We start from the raw sequence: 14,048 nt of genomic DNA on the forward strand, positions 1-14,048 counted from the left end.
AACAATTAGATATAAAAAATGCAAGCGGCTTGAAGAAAGCAGAATTAATCGCACTTTTACAAGAAAAGATACCGGGAAAATTGAGGCAGATGTGCTTGTAGTTGGACGTGGAGCGTTTCCATATTCTAACCGAAATTGCGCGGAACGGTGGTTACCATACATTCCCCAATTTAAACAAAGATCAAATAGAATACTTTCGAACGAGTGGCATCGTTTATTCCGGTACATTTGCAGGGAAAAAGGTATTGGCGTTACCGGATGAGTTGATCGATTCAGTATTGCCACTAGAAAGTGATCCTAATGTAACTTCTATTGTGCAAAGGAATACGGAATGGATTAAGCTGACCCTTGGACTCTTATATTACTATGGAACATTAAGTATATTTAAATTGGAAGAAATGGTGAAAATGTATACCGGAACACCACTTGACATTCCAACATATTTGACGGTGATGCATCGTGTCAATTCCTATCATAATGTTTTCCATTCTGATGAAGATGGTTTCTCAAATATTAGGGTGTTTGATCCAAAAAGGGTAAAAAAGGAACATCAGATGAGAAAGGACCTGCCTTTCTACCCATTTAAGAAAGGACAACTTATGAAGGCCGGTGAACCAGGTTTTGTGGAACGAAACAAAAGCTATGTGCAATTCGTTCATTTTCTTACTCAAAATTATGAAATGAATAAGCAAGAAGCGGACGGTTTGGTCGAAGAATGTGTGTATGCTACAAGAATAGGTGATAGTCCCAATGATGTTCTGCAATTTTTAGGGGGCACACTTGAATTTACCAGTATGGAGTCCGTTCAAGCCTTAATGAATCAAGTGATTGACTTGATGAATCATACAAGGGAATGGTTTCTTAAAGGCTATATGTCATCTGAATTGCGTAACCAAGAGACATTAAGGCCATTACCAGCAAGCAGACCACCTTTAGGCGAGAGTAGTAAAAAACAAGTAAAAGTAGGCAGGAATGATCCATGTCCTTGTGGTAGTGGGAAAAATATAAAAAATGCTGTGGGAGATCGTGAGGTTAGACTCGTATGGCACGGCCTGTGTCTCGTTTGGAGGGAGGGCCATCCCGTATCGCGCGTGACCTGTGTCCCGATTTGGACAAGCTCCGGCCACGTTTCGGAAATTCGTGCGAGAGCAGGCTTGAAACGTGCGGGAACAAGGCCGAAACGTGCGAGAGCAGGCTTGAAACGTGCGGGAACAAGGCCGAAACGTGCGAGAGCAGGCTTGAAACGTGCGGGAACAAGGCCGAAACGTGCGAGAGCAGGCTTGAAACGTGCGGGAACAAGGCCGAAACGTGCGAGAGCAGGCTTGAAACGTGCGGGAACAAGGCCGAAACGTGCGAGAGCAGGCTTGAAACGTGCGAGAACAAGGCCGAAACGTGCGGGAGCAAGCCAGAAACGTGCGGGAACAAGGCCGAAACGTGCGAGAGCAAGCCAGAAACGTCCAGGATACAGATGTTTTCAAACGAATCTATTTCACTTTTTCAGCAGCTTCCCTAAAAAAGCTAGGCCTAGCTTTTAAACCCAGCCTCCCTAAAAAGGAGGCTGGGTTTGATTAACTTACTCTTTTGTCTGAGAATTGGCTGTGATACAAGTCTGCGTAAAATCTGTTTTGGTCTAGCAGTTCTTGATGTGTTCCTTGCTCGATGACGGTTCCTTTATCCATCACAAGGATGAGGTCAGCTTCTTGAATGGTGGAAAGGCGATGTGCAATCACGAAGCTTGTTCTTCCTTCCATTAATTCATTCATTGCTTGTTGGATAAATACCTCTGTTCGTGTGTCGACACTGGACGTTGCTTCATCCAAGATCATGATTGGTGAATCAGCCAGGATGGCACGGGCAATGGTTAAGAGCTGCTTTTGTCCTTGAGAAATATTTGATGCTTCTTCGTTCAATACCGTCTCATAGCCATCCGGCAGTGTGCGAATAAAATCATCTGCACGTGCAGCGCGGGCGGCAGCCATGATTTCCGATTCACTCGCATGATCTTTTCCGTACGCGATGTTTTCTTTAATGGTTCCGTTGAACAACCACGTGTCCTGCAGTACCATGCCAAAGCTGCGACGAAGTTCACCCCGGGAAATGGTTGTTATATCTTTACCGTCGATGGTGATTTTCCCATCGTTAACCTCGTAAAAACGCATGAGCAAGTTGATCAAGGTGATTTTTCCAGCACCAGTAGGACCGACAATGGCCACCGTCTGACCCGGTGAAACATGAATATTCATATCCTTGATGAGCAGCTCCTGGCCATACCCAAAGTCAACATGTTCAAAGGCAACTTCTCCTCTGGTCTTGGCTCGATCTGTGCCAAGGGATGGCGTTTCCTTCACTTCTTCTTCCTCATCCAGCAGTTCAAAAACACGCTCGGCGGCGGCAACTGTGGCCTGGACGATATTTGCAATGTTGGCCGTTTGGGTGATTGGCTGGCTAAATTGCTTTGAATAGGAAATGAATGCCTGGATATCCCCAATCGAGATGACGCGCTGGGTAACCAATACACCACCTACAATACTAATTAACACATAACTCAAATTCCCGATAAACGACATCACCGGCATAATAATCCCGGAAATAAATTGGGCGCTTTTTCCAGTCTGGTAAAGTTCCTCATTTACCAAGTCAAATGTTTGCTGGGATTTACGTTCCTGTCCAAATGCTTTTACTACTTGATGGCCGGTATACATTTCCTCGATATGGCCATTGAGGTTGCCCAATGTTCGCTGCTGCTTGGCAAAGTACCGCTGTGACTTTTTCAAAAATGGCTTGATCACAAACACGGATAATGGCAGGCTAACGAGTGCAATCAGGGTCAATAAGGGACTGATGGTTAACATCATGATGATGATTCCGACAATCGTAATGATCGAGCGGATAAATTGTGTCAAACTTTGTTGCAGGGTGTTGGCGATTGTATCAATGTCATTCGTTACCCGGCTTAACGTGTCCCCATGTGCGTGTCCATCATAGTATTTGAGCGGCAGTTTTTTCAATTTGGAAAATACATCCGTCCGCATGTCATAGACTGTACGCTGGACCACGCTAGCCATTAGGTACTGCTGCAGCAAATTAAATAGATTACTAACGACATATAACCCCGCAAGTAATAACAACATTTGCCCGATTTTCGCAAAATCAATACCGCCACCAGGAACGCCCTGCAATTTGGCATATGCTCCTTCAAACAATTCCGTTATCGTATTTCCCATGATCTTTGGACCTAAAATCATGAAAATGGTACTGAATATGGCGGCGAAAAATACGAGAATCAACCGTTTTCGACGCGGTTTTAAATAGGATAATAGACGTTTAAATGTACCTTTGAAATCTTTTGGCTTTTGCCCGGACACCATCATGCCGCCATGTCCGCGGGAGGTATCTTTACTCATGCGATCTCCTCCTCTCCAAGCTGTGATGCAACAATTTCCCGGTAGACGTCATTGGATTTTACCAATTCTTTGTGGATGCCAATACCGGCTACATGGCCATGATCAAGGACAATAATTCGATCTGCATCGAGTACCGTACTGACGCGTTGGGCAACAATTAGGACGGTAGCCTGATTGGTTTCTGTTTTCAAGGCTGCGCGTAAATTCGCATCCGTACGGTAATCAAGTGCCGAAAAACTATCATCAAACAAGTATATATCTGGCTTGCGGACAAGCGCTCTGGCAATGGACAAGCGCTGTTTTTGCCCGCCGGATACATTGGTTCCACCTTGCTCCACATTGGTTTCATAGCCGTTCTCCATGTCTTGGATAAATTCGTCAGCCTGAGCAATGGTTGCGGCATGCATGATTTCCTCGGTTGTGGCATCTTCTTTTCCAAAGCGGATATTATCGGCAATGGTACCAGTGAAAAGCGTTGCCTGTTGTGGGACAAACCCAATTTTGGAACGGATTTCGGCCTGTGTTGCTGCTTGAATGTCAGTACCATTTACACGTATCGTCCCGCTTGTAGCGTCATAAAAACGTGGAATTAAATGGACCAGTGTTGATTTGCCTGAGCCAGTTCCACCGATAATTGCCGTTACTTCCCCAGGCCTAGCCGTAAAACTGATATCAGATAAAGCGGGTTCCTCTGCACCTGGGTAACGAAAGGAAACATGATCGAATTCCAGTGTCCCAGGTAATTTGTCTGCCGAATGCTTGCCATGATCATAAATGCTTGGTTTTTGTTCGAGCACGGCATTGATCCGGTTGGCTGAGACCGATGCACGTGGGACGATGACAAACATCATCGAAGCCATCACTAATGCAAACATAATCTGCATCACATATTGAATAAATGCCATCAGATCGCCAATTTGCATGCCGCCGTGATCAATTCGTATCCCGCCAAACCAAATAATGGCAACGATTGTCATATTCATCAGCAGCATCATCGTTGGCATCATGAACGCCATGAGCTTATTCACCCTGATCGAAACATTGGTCAAATTGGCATTGGCATCCTGCAGGCGATCTGCTTCTTGTTCCTCGCGATGAAATGCCCGAATGACACGCACGCCAGTGAGATTTTCCCGCATCACCCTATTTAGTTTATCCAATCTTTCCTGGACAGCTTTAAAAAGTGGAACTCCTTTTTTCATAATCAGGATGACTGCCCCCGCTAAAACAGGCATGGTGGCGACAATCACCAGCGACAGTTTGGCATCCTTGGAGACGGCCATAATAATTCCGCCTATCATCATGAATGGCGCCATAATCACCATTCGCAACAGCATCATCAGCACCTGCTGAATTTGGGTAATATCGTTGGTCGTCCGTGTGATAAGCGATGCGGTGCCAACCTCGTCGAATTCTTTTAGCGAAAAATCCTGTACATGGGTAAATACGTTGCGCCGAATATCCCGGCCAAGCCCCATAGCTATTTTCGCTGAATAATAACTGGCTAATACGGATACGGTCACACCAATTGCCGCAACCAGCAGCATCACGCCACCAATCTTCCAAATGTAGCCGACATCGCCGGTGACCACGCCATGATCCACGATGTCACCCATTAATGTAGGCAGATATAATTCGGACATGGCCTGCGCAAACATGAGCACGAAAACGGTCAACATCAGCCATTTATAGACCTTGATGTTCTTTAATAGTTTTAGCATGTTGAATCGCTCCTTGCGTCGTAAAGATAAGATGCAATTTGTTTATTTATCGCTAGCAGTTCTTGCATTTGTTGATCTGACAAGGATTCCACCGCCTGACGAAATTTGTAATGGATGCTGTCGTCCTGGGAAGGGAGCTGCTGCATCAAGTCGCGGCCCTTTTGACTGATGGACAAATGTATTTCCCGCCGGTTTTCCTCCCGCTGTTGCCGCTGAATTAAACCGGCTTGAACAAGTCCCTCGACCGCTTGACTAAGTGTGCTTTTTGGAAAATTTGTTTTCATCTGCACATCTTTTTGCATCATTTCCTTTTCGTGATGGGCAATGGCCATTAACACAACAAACATGGGTACGGACAGCCCATTGTTCGCCACGGTTATTTTGAAGCAATGCATCATGCTCTTTTGCAGCTTCCAAAAGGAATGCATTAATTCCATCGCTGGATCTAATTTATTATTTTCTTTATTCATGTTACACACCATCCAATGTTATATGGTTCGTATATGAACTGTTTATTTTTGAACTATATAAATGTACTCCCTTATGATGATGTGTGTCAAGTAGGAAATGGGTGGGACGTGGGGGGCGGGTTCGAGATTACTAATGAAACGTGCGGAAACTGCGTCAAGCCGTGCGGGATCTGCATCGAAACGTGCGGGAACTGCGCCAAAACGTGCGGGAACTGTATCGAAACGTGCGAGATTCGCGCCAAAACGTGCGGGAACTGCACTGAAACGTGCGGGAATTGCGCCAAAACGTGCGGGAGCTGCATCGAAACGTGCGAGAGCTGCGCCAAAACGTGCGAGAGCTGCATCGAAACGTGCGGGAGCTGCATCAAAACGTGCGAGAGCTTGCTCGAAACGGGTCAAAGCCGCACCAAGACGGCCCCGAAGCCAGAGTCTAAAACGGAGAGAGCGAGTCATATCACTTTTCAGTGGTCTTGGCCGGTTTGCGTTCGCGGAAAAAGTGCGCTCCGCTGCAGGAAAGACGATCAAATGCGCAGAAATCCTAAATTCCTTTCTCATGAATATTGAGTCGATCACTATGAGCTAGCGGTCACTTGGCGTCAGTTCCCACACGATTATCCCCGCTTTCCCGCTTGCTTGGCGCCTGCTCCCGCTTGTTTCTAATGCTACGTAGACCCTTGAACAAGTTTAATTGTAGAAATCAATTGAACTACTATCAAATAAGCAGCAGCTTCCCTGTGGTCTTTACCTGCTTCCTTTATTCCCAAAAAAATTTTATTTTCGATAAATGAATGAAATAAGTCGAAATAATGCGCGTAAGCTGTCGAATAGCCTGAATAATTGCCATATTTTCCGGTTAGGACATTATAAGTGTCGTTAAATCCTTATTACACATATTTATTAAAGAATGCTTGCGAATATAAAGTTAAAGCTTCAAAAGGATTGGTAAACGCATAAAAAACACGTTTGACATAAAATTATATATTCGTTATGGTATTAAACGTAAAGTTTGTTAACAACATTTAATTTATTTTTAATAAAATGAAGTTAGGATGCAAAGGGGGGCAATCGTGGTTCAATTAAACGTGGATAATCAGGCCTATGATATTGATGGAATTCTATTCGATAAAGATGGGACGTTAATTGATTTCGGTTCGTTGTGGGTGAACTGGGCAGAGGAACTCATCACACGTGTTGTTTCAACTGTGAAATTACCTGAAGAATATAAAAATATCCTTTCCCAATCGATTGGCTATGATAGCAATGAAAGGGATTGGGATGCTAAAGGACCGCTTGCGATTGGGTCAATGGATGATATCGTTACGATTTTGGCTTATCAGCTTTATGCGTTCGGTATTTCGTGGGATCAAGCGCTAGAACTAGTGACGAATGTATACATACAAACGAATCGCCAGACAGGATGGAAGGAAAAAATTCGGCCCATTACTGGTCTGCAGTCATTTTTAGATGAGGCAAAAGCATGTTCAATTAAACTTGGTGTAGTGACATCGGATAATCAGGATCGGGCTATCGACCATTTAAAGGCGTTGAAGATAGATTCCTATTTTGCTAGCGTTATTGGCCATGATCAGGTGACAGTAGGCAAACCGTTTCCTGAGATGGTTGAAAAGGCTTGTGATCAACTGAATCTTACATCCGATCGGGCCATCATTATTGGAGATTCAGACGGGGATATGGTACTTGGAAAAAAAAGCGGAACGGCTGCTAGTATTGGTATTGTCGCTGAGCCGAGTCATTCATCGAGTCACTTCAGGCATGCAGACCATATTATTCACTCTTATCATGATCTCTTCATCCATACGAATGCAAAATGAAGCAGGTACGTTCCTTCACTCACTAGTCTGTGAGATTTTGTAAAAGCATGCCGTTTTCGATTATAAAAAGCAGCGGGAAAGGTGAGCGTGACTATGTCAAAAATAAAAATGCGAAATATTATGAAAAAGTATAGTGATAAAAGTGAAAAGGTAATCCATGATTTTAATTTGGATATCGAGGAAAATGAATTCATTGTGTTTGTTGGTCCCTCCGGATGTGGGAAATCGACCACACTGCGAATGATTGCTGGATTGGAAGGGATAAGCGGGGGCGAACTTTGGATGGATGATAAACTCGTGAACGACCTGCCGCCGAAAGATCGGGATATTGCGATGGTATTTCAAAATTACGCGTTATTTCCGCATTATACGGTCTTTGATAACATTGCCTTTGGATTGAAAATTAGAAAGTATAAAAAGCGTGATATCCAAAAAAAGGTGGAGCATGCAGCCGAGATCTTAGGGCTGACCGCTTACTTAAAACGAAAGCCAAAAGATTTGTCTGGTGGGCAGCGGCAGCGGGTTGCGCTTGGACGAGCCATTGTCCGTAACGCACATATCTTTTTAATGGATGAGCCGTTATCCAACTTAGATGCCAAACTGCGGATTCAAATGCGCAAAGAAATTATTAATTTACATCGCAAATTGAAAACGACAACCATTTATGTCACCCATGATCAGACAGAGGCCATGACGATGGCAACTCGAATTGTCGTTTTAAATAATGGCTACATCGAACAGATTGGCACACCAGAAGAGGTATACCGTCATCCAAAAACTACCTTTGTTGCCAGTTTTATGGGCGCACCACCGATGAATTTTATGAATGGTGTCCTGGCCGACAATAAACTTACCCTGACAGGTGGAGGCGAAATAAGTGGATTGCCAGACAACATTGATTACCAGGGTGACGTTGTGGTTGGGGTACGTCCGGAGGATATCCGATTAAGTGATACAGATACGGAAATAACGATGGAAGTAGAATTTGTGGAATTAATGGGTGCAGACCTTAATGTACATGGAAAAGTGGCCGGCAATGAGCTTGTTATTCGCCTGGATCCGGACCAGAAAGTAAAGGAAAATGACGTCATATCTTTGGAATTCGCCTTACATAAAATACATCTATTCGATCCAAAGAGTGGTCATTCCCTTTATAGAAGGGAAGGGGTGGCACAGTGAGTCGGTTGAAAACAGCGGGTAAACTTTTTTTCTTCCTGGGAATCCCTCTGATCCCACTACTTGTTTTCTGGTTTATTCCAATGATTGTATCCGTGTGGCTGAGTTTTACTGACTGGGACTATATTAGCCCAACCTATGAGTATGTAGGTGCGGATAATTATACCAATGCCTTTACCAGCAGTGAGTTTTATCAAGCATTAAAAAATACCTTCGTTTTTGGTATCTGGACGATCATTCCAACGATTGTGATCGGGTTATTATTGGCGCTGTTATTACGAGAAGGGTTAAAAGGGATTACCTTTTTTCGATCACTTCTGTTTTCGCCTTGGATTACGCCGATGGTAGCGATGTCAATTGTATGGTCATGGATTTATGAGCCGGATGTTGGGTTGTTAAATCAGATGTTAGGCTGGCTCCATTTACCACAGCCGGCATGGTTACAGGATTCCGATACGGCAATCTGGGCGATCATCATTGTTACCGTATGGAAAAATGCCGGATGGGCGATGCTTTTCTATTCGGATTCGTTATCCAAAATCCCGCAAGATCTTTACGAAGTCAGCGATATGGAAGGATCATCCTGGCTGCAAAAAGTACGAACTATTGTCATTCCGCTTGTCTCACCAACAACCCTGTTTTTAGTAATTATGACAGCGATTGAATCGATTCAGGCCTATGACCAGATTCAAGTCATGACACAGGGGGGACCAGCGGGCAGCACAAGGACACTCTTATATTTATACTATCAAATGGCTTTTGAACAATTTAATATGGGACAAGCTACAGCGCTCGCGACGATTATTGTCTTATTAACTGCTGTTTTAGCGCTAACGATGTTTTACGTGTCCAAACGCTGGGTCCATTATTAAGGAGGGGATACGACATGTACAATGCAGAATCAAAAGCAAAGACAATCGTAAATTATGTGTTATTAAGCATACTCGGTATCTTGATGGTATTCCCTTTAATTTGGATGTTTCTAAGTTCATTGAAAACACCGGAAGAAATATTTGCCATCCCATTAAAATGGTTCCCGAGTGTTGCGCAATGGGGGAATTTTAAGGAAGCGCTGGATTTAGCACCGTTTGGACTCTACATCTATAATAGTACGTTCACCGCCTTGGTGATTGTGCTCTTTCAGTTAGTGCTATCAAGCATGATCGCTTATGCACTGACACAAATGCAATTTAAAGGAAAAACGTTATTGTTTAATCTTATTTTACTGACGTATATGCTACCCCCGGCGGCAACGTATGTACCGAGCTATGTGATTGTGGCCAAACTGGGGCTGCTGGACACATTATCCGGGATTATCGTCTCTAATATTGCCAGTGTGTTTTGTATCTTTCTGTTAAGACAGGCATTTATGCAGGTTCCCAAAGAAATGATCGAAGCTGCACGGGCAGATGGGGCGGGAGACTTTGCTATTTTGCGCAGGGTCATGATCCCGATGAGTAAGTCGACGATATTTACCGTGGGATTGATCAGCTTTGTCCAAATGTATAACAATTATTTATGGCCGTCACTCATTGTCAAAAGTGAGCAGAACTATTTGATCACGGTCGGATTAAACAAATTCTTCATGTCAGAGGGTTCTTTTGCTGATAAATGGCCATTGATTATGGGGGCAAACGTGTTATCGGTTATCCCGCTGCTGATTTTATTTGTTGTACTGCATAAATGGTTTATCAAAGGCATTGGTGATACCGGGCTTAAAGGGTAAAAAACATAGATTCATCGTTAACGATTTAAAAGTGGCGTGTTTGTTCGGGAGGATATCTGGTGCAGGCGAGAGGAAGTCCGAAACGTGCGGGAGGAGGCACGAAACGTGCGGGAGGAAGGCTGAAACGTGCGGGAGGAAGGCTGAAACGTGCGGGAGGAGGCACGAAACGTGCGAGAGGAAGTCCGAAACGTGCGGGAGGAGGCACGAAACGTGCGAGAGGAAGTCCGAAACGTGCGAGAGGAAATTCGAAACGTGCGGGAGGGAGTCCGAATCGGGCGAGAGCAGACTTGCAGCAGAGTTTTCGGAACGCATTAATTTTACTTTTTCAGTCATCCCGAACCTTTCCCGTACCCTGTTGCTCATTATTATAAAAAACTAGGAGGAATGAAAAATGCGAAAAAAATTAATAGGTATCTCGTTGGCAGCAATACTGGTTCTTGTGTTATCCGCATGTTCGTCATCAAGTGGAAAGTCAGCTGATGGTGCGGTCGAAATTGAGTTTTGGTATGGATTGGGAAGTGAAGCGGATGAAAACATGAAGCGGATCATTGGTGATTTTAATGAGTCACAGGATGATGTGGTTGTCAAAGCTGTACCGCAAGCTGATTATGACGAAACGTATGAAAAATTGCAAGCAGCCATTGCATCCGATACGGCGCCTGGTGTGTTTCTTTCCGAGATAACACCGCTGACGGATTTGGCGCAAAAAGATGCGGTTGAACCGCTGGATTCCTATGTGAAAGATGATGACGATTTTAACAAGGATGATTTCCTGGATGCACTGATTGCTTCAGCTGAAATTGATGGCTCGTTATATGCGCTGCCAGGTTATGGAACAACACAAGTGATGTATTATCGAAAGGACATTTATGAAGAAGCGGGTATTGATCCAGAAGAAGCTTATTCCTCATGGGAAAATTTAGCGAAAGCCTCGAAAGAATTACAGGAAAAAGGGCTGGTCGACTATGGCCACGAGCCAATGTGGAAAGAGGAAAATCTCATTGATATTGCGTTAAGTAATGGTGGCAACATTTTAAATGAGGACCAGACGAAAGTAATGATCGACAGTCCGGAATGGATCGATTCATGGGATTTCATTCGCAAGCAAATTCATGAAGACGAAACGATGAAAGTGAACTCAGGTGGACAAGGCTGGGAGTATTGGTATAAGACAATCGACCAAGTCATGAATGGTTCCGCAGCCGGTTATACGGGCTCTTCAGGCGATAAAGGCGACCTGGATTTCGATATCATTGATTCGATACCACAGCCGGGTCTGGATGGACATGATGCCAAGCCGATTGTTAACGGATTGTATATGGCGATTCCAAAGGGGATTAGTGATGAAGAAAAAGATGCAGCATACCAATGGATCAGTTACTTTACGAGTCCGGAAGTAAATGCCGATTGGTCGGAGCATATTGGGTATGTACCAACACAGGAGGCAACATTGGATGTACCTGCATATGCCGAGTTCGTGAAGGAAAATCCATATGCTGGTGTACCATACGAACAGGCGCAAACGGCAAGCCCTGAATTTGTCGACCCAACCGGCGGGAAAATCCTCGATGCATTATCCATTGCTACCGACAAAATTGAATTGCAAAACGTACCTGCAGAGGAAGCATTGAAAGCCGCGAAAAAAGATGCACAACAAGCACTTGATGAAGTCAATAGTAAGTAATAAGAGGTGAGAATGATGTCTGATATTTTGCAAATTAGTCAAACGGAAACAGGGAAACAACTGGCGCAACAGCATTCGCTTCATGTACCGAAAGATATTTATGCACTGGCAATCGATGTGAAGATCGAGAAGCCTGTGTGGCTGACAGTAATGGTTTATGATGCGCACAATACATTACGTGCACAGCTGTTAAAAGCGGGTGCCTCGGGGTCGGTGATCATTCATGAAGCAAGTGATAAGACGAGCCCCTATACGATTTCCGGTCCGATCCATGAAGGGGAATGGACGCTGGATATTTCCCTGTCATCGCGTGAGGAAATAAAGGCGTTGGATAGCTGGTGTGATGTCGTTATTTCCTTTAACCAGGATGCTGATGAAGCAGGACAAGCGGATACGGACATCTGGCGGGCGGATCATCATACATTTCGCTTAGATCGCTTGGAACAGGATAAACCGTTTCAACATGATAAGAAATGGTATAAAGGTGACTTTCATACCCACACCATTTATTCTGACGGGGAAATGACGCGCGAGGAAAATATGGAAAGTGCCGCGAAGCAAGGCTTGGACTTCTTCGTGGCGACCGACCACAACATTGTACCGACATCGTGGTTTGCTAAAACAGATACACTCGTTATGCCAGGGGTGGAAGTCACTTCCACTCTCGGGCACTTTAATATTATCAATCCAACTACATCTCCTTTTTCAGCAAACCGATTGCAGGATATGTATGAGGAAGATGGAATGAATCGAATCATTGCGAGTGACTATGGCGATGCGATTATCTCGATAAATCATCCATTTTTAAAAGGGTGCCCGTGGATCTTTGAAGAAACGCTTTTGGAAAATATTGATACAATTGAAATATGCAACGATCCTACCTATCCGGATAATCTTCCGGCAACCGAGGATGCGCTAGTGGCCTGGAATGATTTGTTAAATGATGGGTATCGGATTACTGGAATAGGCGGATCCGATTCCCACCTAAGGCCGGATGACGCATATGAAGGAAGCACAGAGCCATCGTTAATCGGTGATCCCGGAACGTTTGTGTATTGTGAGCAATTGACCGCAAGCAATGTGATGAAGGGTGTTCGAAACGGGCATGTCACCGTATCCAGAGGCGCGTTTGTGCACTTTCGTATTGGTGAGCATATGCCAGGGGATCAGTGTTCGCTTTGGCAAGGAATTGCTAGCGTGCAGGTAGATACCGATGAATCGCTTTACGTGGAGTGGATCATTGACGGAGAAATAGTTGAAAAAGAATGGGCAAATCAGTCGCAGCATGCATTCGATTTCACTGCCCGGGAAGGCTATCATTGGATCCGGGCCGATATTCGATATGCCGATGGCCGCTTGTATGGCTTTGCGAATCCTATTTTCTTTGGGGAGAAGCAGCCGGAAATGAAAAAATGGAGCGAGGTACTTGGATGAAGGTTAAGGGGCGGGAACAGTCTTTCTACGATGTTTTAGAAAACTACTCTGGATTGACCTGAATGGGCATGAAAGCTGATTTAGCCAGCCCATTCATGCCCGAAATGATAGAATATGAAATTCATATTCTGTGGTTGCCGATTTCTCAAATACCCGGCTTTTAGTTAACTTAGGTTAACTAAAAGCCGGGTATTACTATTTAACTATGAGCTCCGAAAGTCGGGAGCGAACTATGCCAGAACGGGAGAGCGCGCCGGAAAGTCGGGAGCGAACTATGCCAGAATGGGAGAGCGCGTTATGCAATGTCTAAAGGAGTTCGGGTACAGAAGGATGGTATCAGTGACAGCACCAAAAGGTTAATGAAAAAATACTGAATATAGTTGAGGAAGACAGCATAAATTTATCCCGCTTTAACGGGCAGCCATCCATGTAACAAAAGCGGGAACGGACCGTTTACTTTGAGAACGATCCGGTAACGATTTTTAATGATTGAATGATAATTCCCGAAAGCAGCAATGAGCAATATGGAAATGTATCGATTTACACGAACGGGAAGAAGGAAACCTATTCTAGCAGCATTGCTGGCAAAACACTAAAAGCC

At 44.4% G+C, this 14,048-nt stretch carries 12 protein-coding genes; 9 read left to right on the plus strand and 3 right to left on the minus strand.

Going from position 1 to position 14,048, the window contains the following annotated elements:
* The first annotated feature begins 107 nt into the window (after nucleotides 1-107).
* Nucleotides 108-1,535, plus strand: coding sequence for an SEC-C metal-binding domain-containing protein (locus WMZ97_RS12025; RefSeq protein ID WP_343272422.1), 1,428 nt, complete (start codon nucleotides 108-110; stop codon nucleotides 1,533-1,535).
* Between the two features lie 33 nt (nucleotides 1,536-1,568).
* Here the strand turns inward: WMZ97_RS12025 and WMZ97_RS12030 are convergent, their stop codons facing one another.
* Genes WMZ97_RS12030 through WMZ97_RS12040 form a run of 3 tightly spaced genes read right to left on the minus strand, consistent with a single transcriptional unit; the run spans nucleotide 1,569 to nucleotide 5,595 of the window.
* Nucleotides 1,569-3,404 (minus strand): ABC transporter ATP-binding protein, encoded by a 1,836-nt coding sequence (locus tag WMZ97_RS12030; RefSeq protein ID WP_343272337.1) that lies wholly within the window; start codon nucleotides 3,402-3,404, stop codon nucleotides 1,569-1,571.
* Nucleotides 3,401-5,125, minus strand: coding sequence for an ABC transporter ATP-binding protein (locus tag WMZ97_RS12035; RefSeq protein ID WP_343272338.1), 1,725 nt, complete (start codon nucleotides 5,123-5,125; stop codon nucleotides 3,401-3,403). Before WMZ97_RS12035 ends, WMZ97_RS12030 begins: the two co-directional genes overlap by 4 nt.
* Nucleotides 5,119-5,595, minus strand: coding sequence for a MarR family winged helix-turn-helix transcriptional regulator (locus tag WMZ97_RS12040; protein ID WP_343272339.1), 477 nt, complete (start codon nucleotides 5,593-5,595; stop codon nucleotides 5,119-5,121). The genes WMZ97_RS12035 and WMZ97_RS12040 overlap by 7 nt, the downstream gene beginning before the upstream one ends.
* A gap of 133 nt (nucleotides 5,596-5,728) precedes the next feature.
* Between WMZ97_RS12040 and WMZ97_RS12045 the strand changes: the two genes are divergently transcribed.
* The 8 genes from WMZ97_RS12045 to WMZ97_RS12080 all read left to right on the plus strand — a co-directional run bounded on the left by WMZ97_RS12045 (nucleotide 5,729) and on the right by WMZ97_RS12080 (nucleotide 13,447).
* On the plus strand, nucleotides 5,729-6,178 hold the full coding sequence (locus WMZ97_RS12045) for a hypothetical protein (protein WP_343272340.1): 450 nt from the start codon (nucleotides 5,729-5,731) through the stop codon (nucleotides 6,176-6,178).
* Between the two features lie 484 nt (nucleotides 6,179-6,662).
* Nucleotides 6,663-7,427 (plus strand): HAD family hydrolase, encoded by a 765-nt coding sequence (locus tag WMZ97_RS12050; RefSeq protein ID WP_343272341.1) that lies wholly within the window; start codon nucleotides 6,663-6,665, stop codon nucleotides 7,425-7,427.
* 93 nt (nucleotides 7,428-7,520) lie between these two features.
* Nucleotides 7,521-8,606: an ABC transporter ATP-binding protein gene (locus WMZ97_RS12055; RefSeq protein ID WP_343272342.1), complete on the plus strand. Its 1,086-nt coding sequence runs from the start codon at nucleotides 7,521-7,523 to the stop codon at nucleotides 8,604-8,606.
* Nucleotides 8,603-9,475: a carbohydrate ABC transporter permease gene (locus WMZ97_RS12060; protein ID WP_343272343.1), complete on the plus strand. Its 873-nt coding sequence runs from the start codon at nucleotides 8,603-8,605 to the stop codon at nucleotides 9,473-9,475. Before WMZ97_RS12055 ends, WMZ97_RS12060 begins: the two co-directional genes overlap by 4 nt.
* A 14-nt stretch (nucleotides 9,476-9,489) precedes the next feature.
* The gene (locus WMZ97_RS12065) at nucleotides 9,490-10,329 is read left to right on the plus strand and encodes a carbohydrate ABC transporter permease (RefSeq protein ID WP_343272344.1); all 840 of its coding nucleotides are present in this window, start codon (nucleotides 9,490-9,492) and stop codon (nucleotides 10,327-10,329) included.
* Between the two features lie 59 nt (nucleotides 10,330-10,388).
* Entirely contained in the window at nucleotides 10,389-10,700 is a 312-nt protein-coding gene (locus tag WMZ97_RS12070; RefSeq protein WP_343272345.1) for a hypothetical protein, read from the plus strand.
* 20 nt (nucleotides 10,701-10,720) lie between these two features.
* Nucleotides 10,721-12,013, plus strand: a complete 1,293-nt coding sequence (locus tag WMZ97_RS12075; protein ID WP_343272346.1) for an ABC transporter substrate-binding protein — start codon at nucleotides 10,721-10,723, stop codon at nucleotides 12,011-12,013.
* 12 nt (nucleotides 12,014-12,025) lie between these two features.
* Nucleotides 12,026-13,447, plus strand: a complete 1,422-nt coding sequence (locus WMZ97_RS12080; protein ID WP_343272347.1) for a CehA/McbA family metallohydrolase — start codon at nucleotides 12,026-12,028, stop codon at nucleotides 13,445-13,447.
* Nucleotides 13,448-14,048: the final 601 nt, after the last annotated feature.

The organism is Lentibacillus songyuanensis (assembly GCF_039548255.1).
Taxonomy (GTDB): domain Bacteria; phylum Bacillota; class Bacilli; order Bacillales; family Amphibacillaceae; genus Lentibacillus_C; species Lentibacillus_C songyuanensis.

Bases quoted from the DNA above. Each gene is read 5' to 3' on its own strand.
- WMZ97_RS12080 (WP_343272347.1), top strand. From the start codon at position 12,026: ATGATGTCTGATATTTTGCAAATTAGTCAAACGGAAACAGGGAAACAA.
- WMZ97_RS12075 (WP_343272346.1), top strand. From the start codon at position 10,721: ATGCGAAAAAAATTAATAGGTATCTCGTTGGCAGCAATACTGGTTCTT.
- WMZ97_RS12040 (WP_343272339.1), bottom strand. From the start codon at position 5,595: ATGAATAAAGAAAATAATAAATTAGATCCAGCGATGGAATTAATGCAT.
- WMZ97_RS12045 (WP_343272340.1), top strand. From the start codon at position 5,729: ATGAAACGTGCGGAAACTGCGTCAAGCCGTGCGGGATCTGCATCGAAA.
- WMZ97_RS12065 (WP_343272344.1), top strand. From the start codon at position 9,490: ATGTACAATGCAGAATCAAAAGCAAAGACAATCGTAAATTATGTGTTA.
- WMZ97_RS12055 (WP_343272342.1), top strand. From the start codon at position 7,521: ATGTCAAAAATAAAAATGCGAAATATTATGAAAAAGTATAGTGATAAA.
- WMZ97_RS12035 (WP_343272338.1), bottom strand. From the start codon at position 5,125: ATGCTAAAACTATTAAAGAACATCAAGGTCTATAAATGGCTGATGTTG.
- WMZ97_RS12030 (WP_343272337.1), bottom strand. From the start codon at position 3,404: ATGAGTAAAGATACCTCCCGCGGACATGGCGGCATGATGGTGTCCGGG.